We start from the raw sequence: 19,318 nt of genomic DNA on the forward strand, positions 1-19,318 counted from the left end.
TGCGATTCCGGCCGCGCCGTATGTGGGGAACCCACAGGACCGGCGCGGCCGGCGGGCGTCAGGAGACGCCGCCGGGGCGGCGCAGGCGGGTGACGAACTTGTACCGGTCGCCGCGGTACAGCGACTGGGCCCACTCGACCGGGTGGCCGTCGGCGTCGAACGCGTGCCGGGAGAGCAGGAGCATGGGCAGGCCGACGTCCACGCCGAGGAGCTGCGCGTCGTACGGCGTGGCCAGGATCGTCTCGATGACCTCCTCGGCCTCGCTCAGCCGTACGTCGTAGGCGTTGTGCAGCGTGTCGTACAGCGACGAGGGGTTGGTCTCCAGTTGCTTGCGCAGGCCCGGGAAGCGCCGCGCCGACAGGTGGGTGGTGTCGATGGACATCGGCTCGCCGTTGGCCAGGCGGAGGCGGTGGATGCGCAGCACGCGCCCGCCGGGGCGGATGGCCAGCCGGTGGCCCAGGGCCTCGTCGGCGGTGATGTAGCTGATGTCCAGGATCTTGGTGTCCGGGTTGAGGCCGACGGTGCGCAGGTCGCCGGTGTAGCTGGTGAGCTGGAGCACCTGGGCGACCTTGGGCTGGGCGACGAACGTGCCCTTGCCCTGGATGCGCAGCAGCCTGCCCTCGACGACCAGCTCGGCCAGCGCCTGCCGCACGGTCGTCCTGGAGGTCTCGAACAGCACGGCGAGGGTCCGCTCCGGCGGCAGCGGGCTGCCCGGCGCGAGCGACTTGGTCAGCTCCAGCAGCCGCCCCTTCACGTCGTAGTACTTCGGGATCCGTGCGATCTCTTCGGTCACGGACGCGCTCCCATCTCCGCCACCGCCCGCAGGGCGCGCTGGATCACCTCAAGGTCGCCGGGGCCCAGGTCCGCCCGTGACGTGAGCCGCAGGCAGGAGCGGCCCGGCGGCACGGACGGAGGCCGGAAGCAGCCGACCCTCGCTCCATGATCGGCGCACCGGGCGGCCGCGTCGAGCGCGCGTTCCGGCGGGCCGAGGAACACCGGCACCACCGCCGCCGCGGGGTCGTTGCTCTCCAGGCCGATCTCCGCGCAGTACGCCGCCAGCTTGACGGCGTGGTCGCGGGCCCGTGCGGGCAGGTCCGGCTCCGACTCGATGATTCCCAGCGCCGCCAGGGCCGAACCCGCGCAGGCCGGCGCGAGGCCGGTGTCGAAGATGAAGGACCGGCCCGTGTCCAGCAGCGTCTGGACCACCTCGGGCCCGCCCAGCACGGCGCCGCCCTGCGAGCCCAGCGACTTCGACAGCGTCACCGTCCGCACGACGTACGGCGAGGCCGAGAGCCCCGCCGCGGCCACCGCGCCCCGGCCGCCCTCGCCGACGACCCCGAGGGAGTGCGCCTCGTCCACCACCAGCAGGGCCCCGTGGCGTACGGCGACGTCGTGCAGGGCGGCCAGGGGGGCGAGGTCGCCGTCCACCGAGAACACCGCGTCGGTGACCACGAGCGCGGCCTCCTCCGGCCGGCCGGCGAGCGCGGCCTCCACGGCCTCGACGTCCCGGTGCGGCGTGACCACCACGCGGGAGCGCGACAGGCGGCAGGCGTCCACGATGGAGGCGTGGTTGCCGGCGTCGGAGACCACGAGGGCGTCCCGCCCGCCCAGCGCGGCCACGGCGGCGAGGTTGGCCAGGTAACCCGAGGAGAAGACCAGGGCGTCCGGCGAGCCCGCGAAGGCCGCCAGGCGCTCCTCCAGCTCCGCGTGGAGCCGGGTGCTGCCGGTCACCAGCCGCGAGCCGGTGGAGCCCGCGCCCCACACGCGCGCGGCCTCGGCGGCGGCCCCGGTGACCCGGGGGTCGCGGGCCAGCCCCAGGTAGTCGTTGGAGGCGAGATCGAGCAGCCCGTCGTGGTCGGGCCCGCGGGACCGCCGGGTCCGCCTCAGGCCGGCCGCGTGGCGCGCCTCGGCGGCGCGGCGCAGCCTGGCGAGGGGGTCGTTGCGCATACGGCCCTTCTCTCCTCGGTCACCAGTACGTCGTCGTCGGTTAACCGGAATCCTCCCAGGCCCGGTCGGCCGATTCGCGTTCGGGCGTCCGGAAGACGCATGATGCACCCGTGCCGACCCTGACCGACCTGGTGCTCCGCCACACCGCCCTGGACGAGGCCGACCTGGAGTGGATGCACTCCCTGGTCTCCGACTGGCAGTTGCTGGCCGACCTGTCCTTCGCCGACCTCATCCTGTGGATCCCGCTGCGCGACGGATCCGGCTGGGTGGCGATCGCCCAGATGCGACCGACCACCGGCCCGACCGTCTACCACGACGACGTGGTGGGCACGATAGCGAAGCGCGGGGAGCGCCTGCTCATCGACACCGCCTGGGACGAGAGGCGCATCTGCCGCGAAGGGGACCCGGACTGGTCGTCCGGTGTGCCCGTGCGCGAGGAGACCATCCCGGTACGCCGCGGCGAGCGCGTGATCGGCGTGATCCAGCGCTCCACGAACCTGTCCTCCGCGCGCACCCCGTCCCGGCTCGAGCTGACGTACCTCCAGAGCGCGAGCGACCTGGCCCAGATGGTCGCCGAGGGGCGGTTCCCGTTCCCGGAGGAGGAGCCCATCCTCGTGCGGTCGCCCCGCGTCGGCGACGGCCTGGTGCGGCTGGACCGGGGCGGCCGCATCACCTACGCCTCGCCCAACGCCCTGTCGGCCTACCGGCGGCTGGGGCTGGCCGCCGACCTCGTGGGCGCCGACCTGGGCAAGGTGACGGCCTCGCTCTGCTACTCCGAGGAGCCGGTGGACGAGTCCCTCATGATCGTCGCCAGCGGGCGGGCGCCGCGCGAGACCGAGGTGGACGCGAACGGCGCGGTGGTGCAGCTCCGCGCCATCCCGCTGATCGTGTCCGGCAGCCGCATCGGCGCGCTCGTGCTGATCCGCGACGTGACCGAGCTGCGGCGGCGCGAGCGTGAGCTGATGACCAAGGACGCCACGATCCGGGAGATCCACCACCGGGTCAAGAACAATCTCCAGACCGTCGCCGCGCTGCTCCGGCTCCAGGCGCGGCGGCTGCGCGTGCCCGAGGGACGCGAGGCGCTGGAGGAGGCCGTCCGCCGGGTGGGCTCGATCGCGATCGTCCACGAGACCCTGTCGCACACGCCTGAGGAGCTGGTGGACTTCGACGATATCGCCGACCGCGTGATCGCCATGTCCGCCGAGGTGTCGGTGCCGGAGGCGCACGTCACGCCCCGCCGTACCGGCACCTTCGGGGTCCTGCCGGCCGCGATCGCGACGCCGCTGGCCATGGTCCTCACCGAGCTGCTCCAGAACGCCGTCCAGCACGGCCTGGCGCACCGCCCCGGCCGCCTCGACGTGATCGCGTCCCGCTCGCCCGGCAGGCTGGACGTCGAGGTGGCCGACAGCGGCACGGGCTTCCCCGAGGACTTCGACGTCGAGGCCACGACCAGCCTCGGCCTCCAGATCGTGCGCACCCTGGTCGTGAGCGAGCTGGGCGGCCGCCTGGCCATCGGCCCCCGCGACGGCGGCGGCACCCGCGTCACCCTCGACATCCCCCTCGGCGAGTCCTGCTGAGGTCGCGGACTTCCCGCGGCGTACGGCGGGCGGGCGCGGGCTCACGTCCGAGGCTCAAGCCGCACGGCGGGCGGGCTCAGGCCGTACGGCGGGGCGCGGTGCGGGGCTCGCGGCGGGCGCGGCCCGGGCCGGGCGGCGGCGAGGGGGTGTGAGCCGTGGGGCGGGAGGGGGCGGAGGGAGAACGGGCCGAGTGAAGTTCGAAGATTTTTTCGGCCTGCTCCCGGCGGCGGGCGCGGAGCCCCGTCCGGATGGCGCCAGGCGGTCTCACCTGGGGCTGGAAACAGAAGTCCTCCACAGGCCGTGGAGGCTTGTGGAGGACCGAGAGCCGGTGGGGCGGCCGCGGGCGGGGGTGGCGCGGCGCCGTGGGTCCGGGGGCGTGGTTAAGATGTTGGATCAAGCGTGAGCGCGGGCACGGGCTCGGGCGGTGCGGCGCTTCAGGGCGCGGCGCTCGTCCTCGCTCAGGCCGCCCCAGACGCCGGCGTCCTGGCCCGACTCGATCGCCCACTTAAGGCACGGGTCGCTCACGGGGCACGCGTTGCAGACCTGCTTGGCCTCGTCGATCTGCAGCAGTGCCGGGCCGGTGTTGCCGATCGGGAAGAACAACTCGGGGTCCACGTCACGGCAGGCAGCGCGGTGGCGCCAGTCCATGCGGTTCCACTCCTTCATTCGGAGCCCGGGGCTCCTGGCTCGTGCGGTCGTACTTTGTGAAGTCTTTCACGAACTACGGCGAACAAATACCGGGCCTTGGTGGGGTCCCGGTATGAGTGTCGGACACCGGATCGTGGGGGAGGCGTCCTCGCCGTGAGCTACGTTCTGGTGTCGGTTCGAGCCTCGCAGTCATGAGGATCACACGCAAGACCCTTGGAGAAAGGTTTTGGCCGAAATGACTGTCAATTGCGTCACATAATCACTGACAGTGATCGACTAGACCAGAACCTGTAACGCGTCCGGTATGGAGTAGAACGTCACCTTCTCCGCCTCGCCGAGGTATTCCCCGTCCAATTGGAACGCGATGGGGCGGCTCGACGAAAGCGCCAGCTCGGAGGCATCGTGCACCTGCACCAGCCGCCGCCCGCGCAGGGGCGTGGACCGCTCGCCGACGATCTGCCGGACCACGTTGAGGATGCTCGGCAGCCCCAGCCGCGACAGCCCCAGCAGGTCGAGCCCCGCGTCGAACGCCGACAGCGGGGTCGGGTTGACCGGCCGCGAGCCGAGGTAGGTCCACGGGGCGGTGTTCGTCACGATCGCCATGAAGATCCCGGACTCCCCCGGGTGCCCGGGCCGGGTCAGCGTGAGCGCCGCCCGCCTCCGGTCCGTCATCAGGTAGTGCCGCAGCGCCGTGCTGACGTACAGCCCCGGCGTGGCGCGGTAGCCGGCTCCGCGCAGGCCCTCCACCGCCCGCACCACCTCGGCGTCGTAGCCCACGCCGGCGCAGAACGTGAAGTACCGCTCGGTGTGCTCGCCCGCCTCGCTCCACGCCGCCCGGCCCAGCCCCACCGTACGGCGGCTGCCCGACCGCAGCGCCTCCAGGGCGACGCCGGTCGCCTCCACCGGGTTGCCCGGGATGCCGAGGGCGCGGGCGAAGACGTTCGCGCTGCCGCCGGGGATCATCGCCAGCGCCGGGCGGTCCGGCGACGGCCCGTCCTCCAGCAGCCCGTTGACCGCCTCGTTGATCGTGCCGTCCCCGCCCAGCACCGCCACCACGTCGTAGCGCCCGTCCCGGGCCGCCTCCCGCGCCAGCTTCGCCGCGTGCCCCCGGTAGCGCGTCTCGGTCACGTCCAGCCGCACGGCGGCGCCGAGCGCGCGGATGAGCACGTCGCGGGTCCGCTGGTTGGTGGTCGTGGCCTTGGGGTTGACCAGCAGCAGTGCGCGCAGCATTCCGCCAGGGTATCCGGGCGCGGGTAGGCTGGCGGCGTGCGGAACCGCCCCTTCACGCTGATCGCGGCGGCCCTGGTGGTCGCCCTCCAGGGCCTGGTCGCGTTCGGCCTCGGCGCCTTCGTCGGCTTCCTCACCCTCACCGAGGGCACCGACAACATCCCCGGCGAGGTCTTCCAGATCGTCTTCGGCCTGGCCCTCGGCATCGGCCTCCTGGTCGTCGCCCGCGGCATCCTCCAGGCCGAACGCTGGACCCGCGGCCCCGCGATCACCGTCCAGCTCTTCATCGCCCCCATCGCGTTCTTCATGCTCCAGAACGCCATGTACGCCCCGGGCATCCCCCTGACCGCCTCCGCGGTGATAGTCCTGCTGACCCTCCTGAGCCCGCCCTCCACCCGGGCCATAGCCGAAGCGGAAGGCGACCCGGAGAGCAAGCCCACCCCCTGACCCGCGCCCTTCCACCCCGCCGTGATCTCGCCATCCCGCCCCAAGCCGACACCACCCCAAGCCTCGGGAAACGCGGGGAACGTGCGGGATCGCAAGATCACGGCCCACGGCGAGGCCGAGGCCGGGGACGAAGCCGCCACCCGCGACCAGCCGGCGCCGCGCCGCCGTACGGCCTGAGCGGGCCCCACACCGCCGTGATCTCGCGATTCGGCATCGCGGCGACACCACGCGCCCCCGGGAGATGTCGGGGGCGCGCGAGGTCACGGCGCGGGGGGTCAGACGCCCGTGGTGTTGCGGGGGTAGGCGATCTGGGGGTCGGTGGCGATGTTGACCAGGTAGGGGACCTCGCTGGCGAAGGCGCGCTGGAGGGCGGGGGCGATCTCGGAGGGCTTGCGGACGAGTTCGCCGTCGCCGCCGAGGGCCTTGACCACCTGGTCGTACCGGCACTCGGGCTGGAGGTCGGCGGCGACGTCGTAGCCGTAGAGCATCTGCATGGGGTGCTTCTCCAGGCCCCACGCGCCGTTGTTGCCGCAGATCATGACGACCGGGAGCTTGTGGCGGACGAGGGTGTCCACGTCCATCAGGGAGAACCCGGCCGCGCCGTCGCCCAGGAGCAGGACCACCTGCGAGGACGGGCGGGCGAGGCGGGCGGCGATGGCGTAGCCGAGGCCGGTCCCGAGGCAGCCGTACGGACCGGGGTCGAGCCACCCGCCGGGGCGGCGCGGCTCGATGTACTTGCCGGCGTACGACACGAAGTCGCCGCCGTCGCCGATCACGATGGCGTCGTCGGCGAGGAGGGGGTTGAGCTCGCCGTAGATCCGCATCGGGTGGATCGGGTCGGCGTCGGAGGCGAGCAGTTCCGCGTCCCCGGCGACGGCGGCGCGGGCGGCCTCGGCGAGCGAGGCGACCCACGGCGCGTACCGCTTCGGCGAGACGCCCGCCTTGCCCGCCGCGTCCGCGAGACCGGCGAAGACCAGGGACAGGTCGCCCGAGGCGGACCCGGCCGTCTGCATATGGGTGGCGAGCTGGGAGGACGCGTCGGCGAGGTGGACCACGCGGGCGAGCGGGGCGCCGTCCCGGCCGCCGAACAGGCCGTAGCCCAGCCGGAAGTCCAGTGGCGTGCCCGCGACGATCACCAGGTCGGCCTGGCCGAAGGCGCGGGAACGGGCGCGGGTGGCCAGCAGTTCGTGCCCGGCCGGCAGGATGCCCCGGCCCTGGCCGTTGGCGATGACCGGGAGGCGCAACTCCTCGGCGCAGGCGCGGGCGGCCTCGGCCGCGCCGTCCATCCACACATCGGAGCCGAGCACGAGGACCGGGCGCTCGGCCTCGGCCAACAGCGCGGCGATCCCCGCCAGCGCCTCCGCGTCCGGCTCGCGCGCCTCCACCGGGGAGGGCGGGGCCACGGTCGCGGTGGCCGGGGAGAACAGGTGGTCCATGTACACGTCGAGGAACACCGGGCCGCGGTGCGGGGCCGACGCCGTGCGGAAGGCCAGGTCCACGTCGTCGGCCACGGACGCGGCGTCGCCCGCGGTGAACGCGAGCTTGGTGACCGGCGCGAGCAGCGGCGGGTGGTCGAGCTCCTGGAGCGCGCCGCTCCCCCAGCGCGACGCGGGGGCCCGGCCGCCGATCACGACCAGCGGCGACCCGTTGAAGTGCGCGGTGGCGACGGCCGAGACGCCGTTCGTGACGCCCGGCCCGGCGGTGAGCACGGCCAGCCCGGGGCGCCGGGTGAGCTTGGCGGTCGCCTCGGCGGCGAAGACCGCGGTCTGCTCGTGCCGTACGTCCACGAGGCGCATGCCGTCCTTGACCGCGCCGTCGTACAGCGGGAACACGTGCCCGCCGGACAGGGTGAACATGGTCTCGATGCCGTGCGCCCGCGCGACGGCGACCGCGGTGTCGCCCGCGTGTCCCTGGATCTCCCGCATGGCGGCACGTTACCAGCCGGTCACCTTGACGGTCCCCCCTCGGCTGGGGTGGACTGAACGTCATTCGGTTTTTGAACGCGTTAGGTGGCCGTCATGCCGATCCCCCGCTCGATCCTCACCAAGGACGAACCCACCGACCTCGACCTGGACCTCGTGGCGGGGAGCTGGCCCGCGGACCTGGGCGGGCACGTCTACATCAGCACGTCCGACCAGCGCACCCACCCGATCCACGCCTTCTTCGGCGACGGGATCATGGTCCGGCTCGACCTGCGCCCCGGCGCCGCCGGCCGGTTCGCCTGGCGCCCGCGCCTGATCGGCACCCCGTCGGTACGGCTGCGCGGCCGGCGCCCGGACCTGTTCGAGAACACCCCGGTCGGCACCAGCTCGCCGTGGGGCCAGGTGAACGCCGCCAACACCGCGCCGCTGCCCTGGGGCGACCGGCTCTTCGCGACGTGGGACGCCGGGCGGCCGGTCGAGGTGGACCCCGTCTCGCTGGGGTTCCTGGCCGAGGTCGGGCACCGCGACGACTGGGCCCCGACGCCGGACCAGTCCGCCGCGCTGCCGCTGCTGTCCACGACCGCGCACCCGGTGATCGACCCGGACCGGGACTGCCTGTGGGGGGTCTCCCGCGACGTCTTCAGCGGCGTCCTGTCGGTGATCCGGTACGACGGGCACGGCCGCCACGTCACGCGCCGGCCGATCGACGGGGTCACGTTCCCGCAGGCCACCCACACGATCACGCAGACGCGCGACTGGCTCGTCCTGGCCGACACGGCGTACAAGATCGACATTGACGAGGTGCTGGGCGCGGGCGACCGCAAGGTGGCCAACAACCCCGACGGGCCGCTCGTGCTCGTCCGCAAGTCCGCGCTCGACGAGGCCCCGCCGGGCACGGCGGTCGCGGGGTCGGTCTTCCGCATCGCGCCCGAAGTCAACCACTTCTACGCGACGTACGACGACTCGTCCGGGATCCGCGTGGTCATGGAGCACTCGGCGGGCGTGGACATCGGGATGTACCTGCGCGAGGACGACGTGGACGTGTTCGGGCGGCCGATCGACCCGGCGCTGCGCGGGATGTACTCCCACGGCATGAGCCCGGCGCTGACCACGGTGATGGAGTTCGACCCGGAGAAGGGCACGGTCACCGACGTCGGGCGGCTGTACGACCCGGAGAGGTACTGGCAGGCCGAGCTGTCGGCGATCGACTGGTCGCGCGAGGGGATCACCGCCCCGACCGTGCACCACCTGGTCTTCCAGGGGTTCCACCCGGAGGGGATCAACCAGCGGGCGCTGCGCAACTACGGCGACCGCGTGGACCGGTCGCTGTTCCCCGGGTCGGAGACGCCGTCGGTGCTCGCGACGCTCGAACGCGACACGCTCAAGCCGAGGTCGGAGTGGGCCTGGTCGCTGGACGACTACCCCACCTCGCCGGTGTTCGTGCCGCGCTCGCCCGGGGCGGACGGCCGCAGCAGGTACGCCGGGGCGGACCCGGGCGGGCACGACGGGTACCTCGTGGTGATCGTGCACAACGACGCGCGCTTCCGGGTCGAGGTGTTCGACGCGGCGGACGTCTCGCGCGGGCCGGTGGCCGTGCTGGCGCCGCCGCCGGGCACGGTGATCCCGTTCATGATCCACTCGGCGTGGATGCCGCGGGCGGTCGCCGCCGACCCCGGGATCGAGCGGCTGCGCTTCGCCGACGACCTGGACGGACGCCTCGACCAGCTCGACCCCGAACTCCGCGCGGTGGCCCGCGAGGTGGCCGCCGAGATCGGCTGAACTCGCGGGCGCGGTCGGTCGTCTAACTCCCCGACGAACGGGAGGACCGATGATCCGCACCATCCTGGCGACCACCGCCGCGGCCGCCGTCGCCGTCGCCGCCACCCCGGCGACGGCCGCGACCGGCCCGTCCGCCGGCCCTCTGAGCGGCGCCGCCGCCGTGCCGTACGGCGTCGCCGCCGCGCCCGCCGTGCCGTACGGCGTGAGCGCGGGGGCGCCCGTGACGACGATCCCGAAGGACTTCCTGCTGCTGGAGAGGAAGTCGCGCAAGCCGGTGAAGTACCCCGACGAGCAGCGCTGGGCGCGCAGTTCGCGCACGGGCGAGCCACTGCTGCTGAAGCCGTGCGGGGAGCGGAACGCGCCGGGCGCCGCGGGCCGGGCCGCCGCGCGGTCGCTGTACTTCACCGAGCCGACGGTGCTCCAGGGCGAGCAGCTCGTGGTGTACCGGAACGAGGGCGCCGCCCGCGCGGCCATGGACGACCTGCGGGCCAAGCTCCGCTCCTGCTCCAAGCGGGGGTCGTACCACTTCACGGCGAGCCGGCTCCGCCTCGGCGACGAGGCGGTGCGGGTGGTCGGGCAGACCTGGCGGGGCAGGAACAAGCCGGGCGTCGGCGGCGAGCGGCACATCGTCGTACGGCGGGGCAGCGCGATCGCCGTCTACGGGATGTACGCCGAGTACGGCAGGCCCGGCGACGCGGAGTTCCGCTGGCACCAGAGGCTGGCGTCGCGGATGGCCCGCAAGCTCTGCCGCTACGACGGCGGCTGCTGACCCGCACCCCGTCCCGGCGCCCCGCGCGGGCGGCGGCGGCCCGGTAAGCGAGGCTCAGGGGGGCGGGACTCAGGAAACGGACCCAGGTAAACGGGGCTCAGGTAACGGGGATCAGGGGGCGGGGATCAGGGGGCGGGGACGCTCCAGCCCTTCTCGCGGAACAGGCCGACGTGCTCGGCGTTGACGTACAGCCGGTCCTCGGGGTGCGGGATCCGGAAGTAGTCCTGCGGGTGGAACAGCTCGCGGCCCTCGTCCGACAGGTCGAGGACGTACCGCTCCGGGGCGCGCCGCTGCGCCAGGTACCGCAGCTCGAACGGGAGCAGCCGGAGCGGGTCGGCGCGCTCCCAGACGCCGAGCCCGGCCTGCCGCGCCGCCCTGACCATCTCGCGGGCGTTGCGCAGCGCGCCGTCGGACTCGGCCAGCGCCCGCGCCCCGCCGGGCCTCGGCACCGCCTCCGCCGGGTGGGCCGCCTGCCGCCGGAACGGGTTGACGTTGGGCCAGATGAAGTACGGCGCCGCGTGCCCGGCCGCGAGCAGCCGCTCGTTGTACGTGGGCGGCCGCGGCGTCTCCCGCTGCTCGCGGTTCACGTAGCACAGCAGCCTGCCGTACCGGTCGATGATCTCGGCGGCGAACGAGAGCCGGAACCGGAACGTCTCGGGGGTGAGCCCCTGGGCGGCGACGTCGTCGCCGACCATGGTGCGCAGCGCGGTCGTGGAGATCGTCGCGTGCCGGGCGTGGTTGGGCGCGGTGGTCTTGTCGAGCCGGTCGAGCAGGTGCTCCTTCAGCGCCGAGCGCAGCCTGAGCGGCGGCAGGCCGGGCGCGAACGGGTCGACGAGGAACTCGGTCCACGCCGCGTCGGAGATGGGCACGAAGACGTCGGGCCGGGCGGGGAGCGTGAAGCTCACCTCGGGCGCGTCCACGCCCAGGAAGCGGACCCCGAGGTTGCCGACGGCCGCGACGTTGATCGTGTCGCCGTCGTGGACGGCCCGCTCCACCGTCCCGGGCGCCCCCCGGTGCAGGCCCAGCATCGCGTGACCCACCGTCGTACCCGACCTGAGCTGCTCGATCGCCTTGGCCATGACGTCGCTCCCGCCTGCCGTACGCCTGAGGAACCCCGACTGAGCGCCATCATCTGCCCGCGTGACGCGGAGCACCACCCGGGTGCGCGAAGTGTCACCAGGTGGGGCCGGTCCTCCTCCGGGTGACGAGGGCGGCCAGGCCGTGCACGGCCGCGAGGGCCCCGGCGGCCAGCGGTACGGCCGCGCGGACGCTCCCGGGGCCGGCGGTGACGCCCGCCGCGCGCAGCCGCCGGTGCGCCCAGAGCGAGAACGGGGCCACGACCAGCGGCGCGGTGATGAGTCCCGGGGTGTATCCGCGCACGAGCGCGCCCTGGGCGAGATGGCCGGCGGCGTGCCAGCCGAACGCGGCCAGCGCCGCCCGGTAGAAGCCCGAGCGCCCGCCGCTGCGCGCCCCGGCCGCCGAGGCCGCCGCCACGATCACCGCCATGCCCCCGATCGCCACGTTGACGTGGGCCTGGGGCACGTCCAGCCGGTCCCAGACGTGCGCGGGCACCCACGGCAGCCGCTCCTCCAGCCGGGGCCTGGCGCGCCGCGACCAGCCCGCCATCGTGACCAGCTCCTCCAGGTCGTGCACCGCCCACGCCGCGAACAGCCCCCACGTGACGGCCGCCGGCACCCTCGTGTCCGCCATGATCGCCTCTCACTCGAAACCACAACGCGACGTCGCGTTGCTTTTGGAGAGCGTACGCCTTCCGAGTTTCGCAACGCAACGTCGCGTTGTGATTGGCAGAGCGGCGCCCGAAAACGGACCAGCCGATGGGCCTCGGGAAATGTCATGATCTGAGGATGCGCTTCATCGACGCCGACGGGTTCACCGCCGACCGCCCCTGGGGAGCGGTCGACATCGCCGAGATCGACGGTGCGACGGTCCGGCTGCACTGGACCGACCAGCCCTACGTGTGGCACGTGAACGACGGCCCCGAGGTCTTCGTCGTCCTCGAAGGCGCCGTGGACATGCACTACAGGGAGAACGGCCGGGAGCGGGTGGAGCGGCTGGTCCCGGGCCGGATCTGCCACGCCGAGGTGGGCGACGAGCACGTGGCCCACCCGGCTCCCGAGGCGCGGATCCTGGTGATCGAGCGGAAGGGCAGCATCTAGGCCCCGCGAGGCATCCAGGTCGCGAGGCCGGCGAGCCCGCACGCCATCCAGGCCCGCGACCCCGGTGAGCCCGCACATCCCGGCACGCGCGCCCCGGCAGCCCGCCATCTCGCCACCCGCCCCCGCGTTCACGGCGCGCCGGGTCCTCCCCCGGTTGCCGGAGCCCGGATCACAACGCTACGTTGCGTCGCATGGCCAAGGGACCTCGGGCGGAGAAGGCGATCTTCGACGCGACGCTGCGGTTGCTCACCGAGCGCGGGTACGACGGGCTGACCGTCGAGGGCGTCGCCGACCTGGCGGGCGTGAACAAGACCACGCTGTACCGGTGGTGGCCGTCGAAGCCCGCCCTGGTGCGCGCCGCGTTGCTGCGGGCCGACGTCCTCACCGTGGAGATCCCCGACACCGGCAGCCTGCGCGGCGACCTGATCGCGCTGGTCGAGGGCATGATCGGGCTGCTGGGCGGGCAGGGAGCGGGCGGGGTCGCCGCCGCGGTGCTCGCCAGCGCCGGACGCGACGAGACTCTGGCCGCCCTGTCCCGCGACTTCTTCGCCGACCGCCTGGAACGCGAACGCCCCATCTTCGACCGGGCCGTCGAGCGCGGCGAGCTGTCCGACGCCACGGGCGTCATGACGCTGATGGACCTGCTGGCCGGCGCGGTGTGGCTCCGCCTCGTCCTGCGCGGCCTGCCCGCCCCGCCCCGCTTCGCCGAGGAGCTGGTGGACACCGTCCTGCCCGGCCACGCCGTACGCCACTGACCCACGACACCCCACTGACCCACCGGCGCCACTGGCCCACCGCGCGACACCGGCCCACCGCGCGGAACCGGCCCAGGGCGCGACGCTGACCCACGACGGGCCGCCGGCCGGCCGCGTTCGGCGGCGGGCGAGCGGGAGCGTCAGGAGCGTCAGTTGCCCACCGGGGTGCACCCCTTGGAGCGGTCGACGATGATCTGCACGACGGAGCCGACCTGGGCCCGCTCCCCCGCGCCCGGCGTCTGTTCGAGCACCGCGCACCCGCGGTCCTCGCCGCCCCCGCTGATCTGCACGTTCACCCGGAAGCCCGCGTCGGAGAGCCGGGCCCTGGCGATGGACTCGGTGAGCCCGACCACGTTCGGCACCTCCTTCTCCGGCTTGGGAGTGGGGGTCGGCGACGGCGTCGGCGTGGGCTTGGGAGTCGGGCCCGCCGTCTTGGTCGGTGACGGCGCGGCGGTCCTGACGTCGGTCGGGGTCGGCGTCGGCTTCGGAGTCGCCCGCAGTCGGGTGGGGGTGGGCTTCGGCCGCGGCGGGGACGTGCGCGGGGTCGGCCGCAGCTCGCTGGGAGAGCCGTTGCCGGCCGGGTCGGCGGTCTCGATCGGGCCGTTCACCGGAGGCGCCGTGGGCTGCGCCGCGCCGGCGTTCAGGAGGTTCGCCCCCCAGGCCCCGCCGACGACGACCAGGACGAGGAAGCCCACCACCAGCGCCGCCACCAGCGGGCGCCCCGCCATGTCGTTCCGGCGGCGCGGCGGCCGCTCCCGCCCCCTGCGCGTCTGCGTCGGCGCCTCGCCGCCGTGCGCCCCAGGGACGTGCGCCGTCGTGTCGCCCGCCCCGTCGTACGGCGGCCGGCCGTACGGCCCCGGCTGCCCGGGCTGCCCATACTGTCCAGGCTGACCGTGCTGGCCCGGCTGCCCGGGCCGGCCCGGCCCCGGCTGCGCGTGCCGTCCGGTCTGCCCGGCCGCGTCCTGGGGCCGTACGGCGTGAGGCTGCTGGTCGAGGCGCGCGCCGGTGACGGGCGGCGGGGCGTGGACGGGCTGGGCCGAGCCCAGGCCCGCGAGCGCGGCCACGGCGGACGCGCCGGTCGCGGCGGCGTGCGGGGCCTCGCCGAGGGCCTCACCGGCGGCCGCGGCCATCTCCGCCGCGCTGCTCCACCGGTCGGCCGGGTTCTTCGCCAGCGCGCGCTCGACGACGAGGCGGGCGGCGGGCGGGATCTCGGCCGGCAGCGGCGGCGGAGCCTCGCGGATGTGCTTGAGCGCGATGGTGACCGGGGTGTCCCCGTCGAACGGCCGCTGTCCCGCGAGGCATTCGTAGGCCACGACGCCCAGCGCGTAGACGTCGGCGGCGGCCGTGACCTCCGCGCCCTCGGCCTGCTCCGGCGCGCAGTAGGCGGCGGTGCCCAGCACCATGCCCACGTCGGTCAGCCGGGCCCCGGCCGCCGAGCGGGCGATGCCGAAATCGGTGAGCACCAGTGTGCCGTCCTCGCGGACGAGCAGGTTGCCGGGCTTGACGTCCCGGTGCACGATCCCGGTCTGATGGGCGGCGTGCAGCGCCGAGGCGGCCTGCGCGATCAGCTCCATCGCCGGGACGACCGGAAGCCGCCCGAAACGCGAGAGGAGCCGGTCCAGCGGCTCGCCCTCGACGTACTCCATCACCAGGTAGACGGTGCTTCCCCCGCCGTCCAGCCCGCTCTGGCCGTAGTCGTAGACGTCGACGACGCCCCGGTGCTTGATGGTCGCCATGGCCCGCGCCTCGTTGTGGAAACGCGTGACGAACCCCGGGTCGTCAGTCAGATTGGACAGCAGCAGCTTGACGGCCACCACCCGCCCGAGAACGGTGTCCTCCCCGCGCCAGACCTCCCCCATGCCTCCGGCGCCGATGCGGGAGTCCAGGCGGTAGCGACCGCCCAGCGTGGTTCCCTGCCCGACCATGCTCCCCCGTCGCCCCTCGCTGCTCGTCCGTCCCTACATCGTCAAGAGATCGCTCCCGGCGCCCCATCCGCGAACCGGCGGATTGGCACGCGCAGTATCCCGGCTCCCTTCAGTAACTGTCCAGCAAATCAGCGGCGGATCGCAGCCCGATTACATGGGAATCACAAGACACCAGGTTTCCCAGGAGTATTCACAGGTCGCCGAAGACGCCGGTCAGGAGGTGCGAATGCCGTGTTCGGCGCAACCGGCCGTCCACCCTCGGGGCGTGACCTGCACGATCATGCGCCGGCGGCACAGAGGGCAGTACCGGGGCGGCTCCATCGCGCGAGCCACCCCGCACGCGACGTGATCGCCCTCGCCCATCGCCCGCCCGCAATGATCACAGTACGCGTTCACGCTGACAGGGTACGGCGGTGCGCCCCCACTAGGCTGCCCCCATGACGATTGCTCCGGGTCTGCGGGCGGAGGTCCGCCTGGTGGTGACTGGTGACGACACGGCCGAGAGCGTGGGCAGCGGCGACGTGCCCGTGCTGGGCACCCCCCGGCTGCTCGCGCTGGCCGAGCGCGCCACGGTCGAGGCGGTGGCCGCGAGCCTGGAACCGGGCGCGACGTCGGTCGGCACCCGGGTCGAGCTGGACCACCTGGCCGCGACCCCGGTGGGCCGCGAGATCGTCGTCACCGCCGAACTCGTCGAGGCCGACGGCCGCCGCCTGGCGTTCGCCGTCACCGCCCGCGACGGCGACACGCTCGCGGCCACCGGCCGGGTCGAGCGCGCCGTCGTGGACCGCGAGCGCTTTCTCGCCCGCGTCACCCGCGCCTGAGCCGTACGGCCCGAGCCCGCCCCGCCGTACGGCCAGGGGCCCACGGGCCGGCCGTACGGCACGGCGGCGCGGCGCGGGACCGCTCGACGACCGCGGACTACGCGGACTACTCGATGACCGCGATGAGGTCGCCGTCCTGGACCACGTCGCCCTCGGCCACCTTGAGCTGGGTCACCGTGCCCGACTCCTCGGCCACGACGGGGATCTCCATCTTCATCGACTCCAGGATCACCAGAGTGTCCCCGTCCTCGACGGAATCGCCCTCGGCCACCACGACCTTCCAGACGTTGGCCACCATCTCCGCTCGGACTTCCGCCACCTTGAGCTCCAGTTCTCAGTGATTGATTTACCAGTGTCCCGTCACGAACGCATTCGCGCGATCAGGCCCGTGTCGTAGTCGCCGCTGACGAATTCCGGCCGGTCGAGCAGTTCGGCGAAGAACGGAAGATTGTTCTTCGGCCCCTCCAGCCGGAACGCGGCGACGGCCGCCCGGGCACGCTCCAGGGCCTCGTCCCGGTCCGCGCCCCACACGCACAGCTTGGCCATCAGCGGGTCGTAGAACGGGGTGACCTTGTCGCCCTGGGCGTACCCGCTGTCGACGCGCACACCCTCGCCCGACGGCTCCTCCCAGACGGTGATCTCGCCGGGGCCGGGGAAGAACCGCTTGGGGTCCTCGGCGTAGACGCGCAGCTCCAGCGCGTGCCCGCGCGGCTCGACGGCGCCGAACGTCACCGGCCGGCCCGCCGCGATGAGCAGTTGCTGCTCGACCAGGTCGATCCCGGTGACCATCTCGGTGATCGGGTGCTCGACCTGGAGCCGGGTGTTCATCTCCAGGAACACGAAGTCCTGCGCCGCCGGGTCCACCAGGCACTCCACCGTGCCCGCGCCCCGGTAGCCCACGGCCTCCCCGGCGCGTACGGCGGCCGCCAGCATGCGCTCGCGCAGCTCGGGCGAGACGCCCGGCGACGGGGTCTCCTCGGCGACCTTCTGGTGGCGGCGCTGCACGGAGCAGTCGCGCTCGCCCAGCGCCACGACCGTGCCGTCGGCCAGGCCCAGGATCTGCACCTCGACGTGGCGGGCGTGCTCGATGTAGCGCTCGAGCAGGATCGCGGGCGTGCCGCCGAAGCGGGCCGCCGCGCGCTGGGCCGTCTCGAACGCCTTGACCAGGCCGTCCTTGTCGTAGGCGACGCCCATGCCGATGCCGCCGCCCCCGCCCGCGGTCTTGACCATCAGCGGGTAGCCGATGCGCTCGGCCTCGGCGATCGCGTGGTCGACGTCGGTGGCGGGCTCCCGCGTCCCGGCGGCGACCGGGACCCCGGCCTCCTCCATGAGGTTCCGCGCGTTGATCTTGTCGCCCATGCGCTCGATGGCGTCCGGCGACGGGCCGATCCAGGTCAGGCCCGCGTCCATGACCGCCCGCGCGAAGGCGGCGTTCTCGGCCAGGAAGCCGTATCCCGGGTGGACGGCCTGCGCGCCGGACGTGCGCGCGGCCTCGATCACCGCGTCGATCGACAGATAGCTCTGGGCCGGTTGCGCGGGCCCGATCGGCACCGCCTGGGCCGCCTCCCGGACGTACGGCAGGCCGGCGTCGGCCTCGGAGTGGACCGCGATCGAGCGCACTCCCATCCGGTTCAGCGTGCGGATGATCCGGCGGGCGATCTCGCCGCGGTTGGCCACGAGAACGGACTCGAACACCTGGGGGTCTCCCTTCGTCACAGGGCCACATTAGTGCCGTGATCTATGGGCGTCCCCATCCCGTTCCGCACGGACCGGGGCCCGGAGTTCTGTAGGTTTCCCACAGAAGCCCTCCCGCGGCAAGCGCCCGCGGCGGATCTCCACGGGAAGATCCCCGGTCAGGCTCCCCCGGCCTCCCCTCGGCCGTCAACCTCGGCCGTCCCCCTCGGCCGTCCCTCTCGGCCTTCCCTCTCGGTCTGGGGTACCGACGCGTTCCCCGGGCCGGAGCGTCAGAGGCCGTGCAGCGGGGTCAGCCGCTCGATCACCCGCGAGGCCGCCTCCACCACCGCGGGGTCGTACTCGCTGCCGCCGTCCAGCCGCATGCGCTCCAGCGCGGCGGCGGCCCGGTCGCGGTCGGCGGAGCCCCCGAGCAGGTCGTCGTAGGCGTTGGCGACCTTGATGATGCGGCTGGCCAGCGGGGGCGGGGTGCCGCCGTCCAGCCCCCGGTAGGGGTCGCACTGGCAGCGGACGATCTCGGCCACCCGGTCCAGCACCCCGGTCTGCCGGATCACCGCCGCGCCGAGCTCGGCGATGCGGCGGGCCTGGGCCGGCTCGGTGAGCACGGTCGCGCCGCCGGGGATCGGGTCGCGCAGGGAGAGCTGCCCGATGTCGTGCATGAGCGCGGCGTACTCCAGCTCCAGCAGCTCCGGCTCCGACAGGCCCAGCTCGCGCCCCACCGCCACCGCCAGCCGGCTGACCCGGCGCGAGTGCCCCGGCTCGACGTATCCCCCGACCTCGGTGACCCGCGACAGCGCGCGCACGGTCTGCAGGTAGGTGGCCCGGATCCCGGCGTACTTGCGGAACGCGATCTGCGTCACCAGCAGCGGCGCCGCGAAGACCAGCAGCGCGGCCATGCCCATGCTGTGCGCGGCCAGCGCCAGCAGGATCCCCGACGCGCCGACGGCCGCCCCCAGCGGGGCCGCGATGCGCAGCTCGTCGCGCACCGCCACGCCGAACGCCGTGCGCACCTGCTCGGCGCGCAGCATGGCGGCGATCACCGCGTCGGCGAGCACGGCCAGCACGACGAGCACGGTCATCACCGCGAGCGTCGTCCACTTGTACTCTTTCCCGAGCACGTCGGGGACGAGGAACCGGTAGACGAACGCGACGAGCGCGACCGCGAGGACGCGCCGCGCCATCGCGTCGAGCCGCGGGGCCCGCCCCACGGCCAGGTGCGGCAGCGCCCCGAGGATCATCCCGACCGCGGTCACCGCCACCACCTCCAGGGCGGTGTGCGTCGTCTCGGACCCGCCCACGCTGAACAGCAGGGTGTATCCGAGGGCTCCCGCCGTCGCGATAGGCGCGACCTCGCGGTTGCCCGGCATCGTGAGCCGCGCCAGCTCGCCCACCGCGATCAGCACCCCGAACCCCAGCGCCAGGTCCGAGTCCACGAGGCCGGTCGCGCCGGTCTTCGCGATCGCCGCCACCACCAGCAGCCCCGCCCCGCAGATCAGCAGCAACTGCCCCGAGTCCAGCGTCTGCCAGCCGTACCGGTGCTCGCCCGTCACCGTCTCCCCCCGTTCGTGGCGCGGCCCCGCCGCCCCCCGCCCGCCGTACGGCACGAGCGGGCCGGGCGCGACGCCGTACGGC

At 73.9% G+C, this 19,318-nt stretch carries 19 protein-coding genes; 7 read left to right on the top strand and 12 right to left on the bottom strand.

Going from position 1 to position 19,318, the window contains the following annotated elements; translation table 11 throughout:
• Positions 1-58: 58 nt before the first annotated feature.
• Complete coding sequence (locus D5H75_RS27990; protein WP_119929533.1) at positions 59-793, bottom strand: GntR family transcriptional regulator; 735 nt, start codon at positions 791-793, stop codon at positions 59-61.
• A complete protein-coding gene (locus D5H75_RS27995; RefSeq protein ID WP_119929534.1) occupies positions 790-1,947 on the bottom strand; it encodes an 8-amino-7-oxononanoate synthase in 1,158 nt (385 codons plus the stop codon). Before D5H75_RS27995 ends, D5H75_RS27990 begins: the two co-directional genes overlap by 4 nt.
• A 110-nt stretch (positions 1,948-2,057) precedes the next feature.
• Here D5H75_RS27995 and D5H75_RS28000 point away from each other — a divergent pair, with 110 nt between their 5' ends.
• Positions 2,058-3,524: a PAS domain-containing sensor histidine kinase gene (locus tag D5H75_RS28000; protein ID WP_119929535.1), complete on the top strand. Its 1,467-nt coding sequence runs from the start codon at positions 2,058-2,060 to the stop codon at positions 3,522-3,524.
• Positions 3,525-3,917: 393 nt separating this feature from the next.
• Here D5H75_RS28000 and D5H75_RS28005 read toward each other — a convergent pair whose 3' ends face one another.
• Positions 3,918-4,172, bottom strand: a complete 255-nt coding sequence (locus D5H75_RS28005; protein WP_119929591.1) for a WhiB family transcriptional regulator — start codon at positions 4,170-4,172, stop codon at positions 3,918-3,920.
• A 276-nt stretch (positions 4,173-4,448) separates the two neighbouring features.
• Positions 4,449-5,399, bottom strand: coding sequence for a diacylglycerol/lipid kinase family protein (locus D5H75_RS28010; RefSeq protein ID WP_119929592.1), 951 nt, complete (start codon positions 5,397-5,399; stop codon positions 4,449-4,451).
• 39 nt (positions 5,400-5,438) lie between these two features.
• Here D5H75_RS28010 and D5H75_RS28015 point away from each other — a divergent pair, with 39 nt between their 5' ends.
• A complete protein-coding gene (locus D5H75_RS28015) occupies positions 5,439-5,846 on the top strand; it encodes a hypothetical protein (protein ID WP_119929536.1) in 408 nt (135 codons plus the stop codon).
• A gap of 275 nt (positions 5,847-6,121) precedes the next feature.
• On the opposite strand, the gene D5H75_RS28020 is transcribed toward D5H75_RS28015, so the two are convergent.
• Positions 6,122-7,771: an acetolactate synthase gene (locus D5H75_RS28020; RefSeq protein ID WP_119929537.1), complete on the bottom strand. Its 1,650-nt coding sequence runs from the start codon at positions 7,769-7,771 to the stop codon at positions 6,122-6,124.
• 93 nt (positions 7,772-7,864) lie between these two features.
• Between D5H75_RS28020 and D5H75_RS28025 the strand changes: the two genes are divergently transcribed.
• On the top strand, positions 7,865-9,547 hold the full coding sequence (locus D5H75_RS28025; protein ID WP_119929593.1) for a carotenoid oxygenase family protein: 1,683 nt from the start codon (positions 7,865-7,867) through the stop codon (positions 9,545-9,547).
• A gap of 49 nt (positions 9,548-9,596) precedes the next feature.
• A complete protein-coding gene (locus tag D5H75_RS28030) occupies positions 9,597-10,316 on the top strand; it encodes a hypothetical protein (RefSeq protein WP_119929538.1) in 720 nt (239 codons plus the stop codon).
• A 125-nt stretch (positions 10,317-10,441) separates the two neighbouring features.
• On the opposite strand, the gene D5H75_RS28035 is transcribed toward D5H75_RS28030, so the two are convergent.
• Both D5H75_RS28035 and D5H75_RS28040 read right to left on the bottom strand, forming a co-directional pair.
• The gene (locus D5H75_RS28035) at positions 10,442-11,395 is read right to left on the bottom strand and encodes a thermonuclease family protein (protein ID WP_119929539.1); all 954 of its coding nucleotides are present in this window, start codon (positions 11,393-11,395) and stop codon (positions 10,442-10,444) included.
• Positions 11,396-11,489: 94 nt separating this feature from the next.
• Positions 11,490-12,026 carry an HXXEE domain-containing protein gene (locus tag D5H75_RS28040; protein ID WP_119929540.1) on the bottom strand — a complete coding sequence of 179 codons (537 nt, stop codon included), beginning with the start codon at positions 12,024-12,026 and terminating at the stop codon, positions 11,490-11,492.
• A 155-nt stretch (positions 12,027-12,181) separates the two neighbouring features.
• Here D5H75_RS28040 and D5H75_RS28045 point away from each other — a divergent pair, with 155 nt between their 5' ends.
• Both D5H75_RS28045 and D5H75_RS28050 read left to right on the top strand, forming a co-directional pair.
• Positions 12,182-12,493: a cupin domain-containing protein gene (locus D5H75_RS28045; RefSeq protein WP_119929541.1), complete on the top strand. Its 312-nt coding sequence runs from the start codon at positions 12,182-12,184 to the stop codon at positions 12,491-12,493.
• Between the two features lie 191 nt (positions 12,494-12,684).
• Positions 12,685-13,248 carry a TetR/AcrR family transcriptional regulator gene (locus D5H75_RS28050; protein ID WP_119929542.1) on the top strand — a complete coding sequence of 188 codons (564 nt, stop codon included), beginning with the start codon at positions 12,685-12,687 and terminating at the stop codon, positions 13,246-13,248.
• 149 nt (positions 13,249-13,397) lie between these two features.
• Here the strand turns inward: D5H75_RS28050 and D5H75_RS44290 are convergent, their stop codons facing one another.
• Together D5H75_RS44290 and bsaP are read right to left on the bottom strand one after the other, a co-directional pair.
• The gene (locus D5H75_RS44290) at positions 13,398-15,173 is read right to left on the bottom strand and encodes a serine/threonine protein kinase (protein ID WP_119929543.1); all 1,776 of its coding nucleotides are present in this window, start codon (positions 15,171-15,173) and stop codon (positions 13,398-13,400) included.
• A 213-nt stretch (positions 15,174-15,386) separates the two neighbouring features.
• Positions 15,387-15,569, bottom strand: coding sequence for a biotin synthase auxiliary protein BsaP (gene bsaP, locus D5H75_RS44760; RefSeq protein ID WP_119929544.1), 183 nt, complete (start codon positions 15,567-15,569; stop codon positions 15,387-15,389).
• A gap of 41 nt (positions 15,570-15,610) precedes the next feature.
• Here bsaP and D5H75_RS28065 point away from each other — a divergent pair, with 41 nt between their 5' ends.
• Positions 15,611-15,994 carry a thioesterase family protein gene (locus tag D5H75_RS28065; RefSeq protein ID WP_119929545.1) on the top strand — a complete coding sequence of 128 codons (384 nt, stop codon included), beginning with the start codon at positions 15,611-15,613 and terminating at the stop codon, positions 15,992-15,994.
• Positions 15,995-16,100: 106 nt separating this feature from the next.
• Here D5H75_RS28065 and D5H75_RS28070 read toward each other — a convergent pair whose 3' ends face one another.
• The 3 genes from D5H75_RS28070 to D5H75_RS28080 form a co-directional block, all read right to left on the bottom strand.
• Positions 16,101-16,313, bottom strand: a complete 213-nt coding sequence (locus D5H75_RS28070; protein ID WP_147425296.1) for a biotin/lipoyl-binding carrier protein — start codon at positions 16,311-16,313, stop codon at positions 16,101-16,103.
• Positions 16,314-16,354: 41 nt separating this feature from the next.
• Complete coding sequence (locus D5H75_RS28075; RefSeq protein WP_242454563.1) at positions 16,355-17,710, bottom strand: acetyl-CoA carboxylase biotin carboxylase subunit; 1,356 nt, start codon at positions 17,708-17,710, stop codon at positions 16,355-16,357.
• A gap of 248 nt (positions 17,711-17,958) precedes the next feature.
• Positions 17,959-19,236 (bottom strand): HD-GYP domain-containing protein, encoded by a 1,278-nt coding sequence (locus D5H75_RS28080; RefSeq protein WP_202638574.1) that lies wholly within the window; start codon positions 19,234-19,236, stop codon positions 17,959-17,961.
• Positions 19,237-19,318 lie beyond the last annotated feature (82 nt).

The organism is Bailinhaonella thermotolerans (genome assembly GCF_003594875.1).
GTDB classification, from domain to species: Bacteria; Actinomycetota; Actinomycetes; order Streptosporangiales; family Streptosporangiaceae; genus Bailinhaonella; species Bailinhaonella thermotolerans.

Bases quoted from the DNA above. Each gene is read 5' to 3' on its own strand.
- D5H75_RS28025 (WP_119929593.1), top strand. From the start codon at position 7,865: ATGCCGATCCCCCGCTCGATCCTCACCAAGGACGAACCCACCGACCTC.
- D5H75_RS28050 (WP_119929542.1), top strand. From the start codon at position 12,685: ATGGCCAAGGGACCTCGGGCGGAGAAGGCGATCTTCGACGCGACGCTG.
- D5H75_RS27995 (WP_119929534.1), bottom strand. From the start codon at position 1,947: ATGCGCAACGACCCCCTCGCCAGGCTGCGCCGCGCCGCCGAGGCGCGC.
- D5H75_RS28035 (WP_119929539.1), bottom strand. From the start codon at position 11,395: ATGGCCAAGGCGATCGAGCAGCTCAGGTCGGGTACGACGGTGGGTCAC.
- D5H75_RS28065 (WP_119929545.1), top strand. From the start codon at position 15,611: ATGACGATTGCTCCGGGTCTGCGGGCGGAGGTCCGCCTGGTGGTGACT.
- D5H75_RS28045 (WP_119929541.1), top strand. From the start codon at position 12,182: ATGCGCTTCATCGACGCCGACGGGTTCACCGCCGACCGCCCCTGGGGA.
- D5H75_RS44290 (WP_119929543.1), bottom strand. From the start codon at position 15,173: ATGGTCGGGCAGGGAACCACGCTGGGCGGTCGCTACCGCCTGGACTCC.
- D5H75_RS28005 (WP_119929591.1), bottom strand. From the start codon at position 4,172: ATGGACTGGCGCCACCGCGCTGCCTGCCGTGACGTGGACCCCGAGTTG.
- D5H75_RS28040 (WP_119929540.1), bottom strand. From the start codon at position 12,026: ATGGCGGACACGAGGGTGCCGGCGGCCGTCACGTGGGGGCTGTTCGCG.
- D5H75_RS28020 (WP_119929537.1), bottom strand. From the start codon at position 7,771: ATGCGGGAGATCCAGGGACACGCGGGCGACACCGCGGTCGCCGTCGCG.
- D5H75_RS28030 (WP_119929538.1), top strand. From the start codon at position 9,597: ATGATCCGCACCATCCTGGCGACCACCGCCGCGGCCGCCGTCGCCGTC.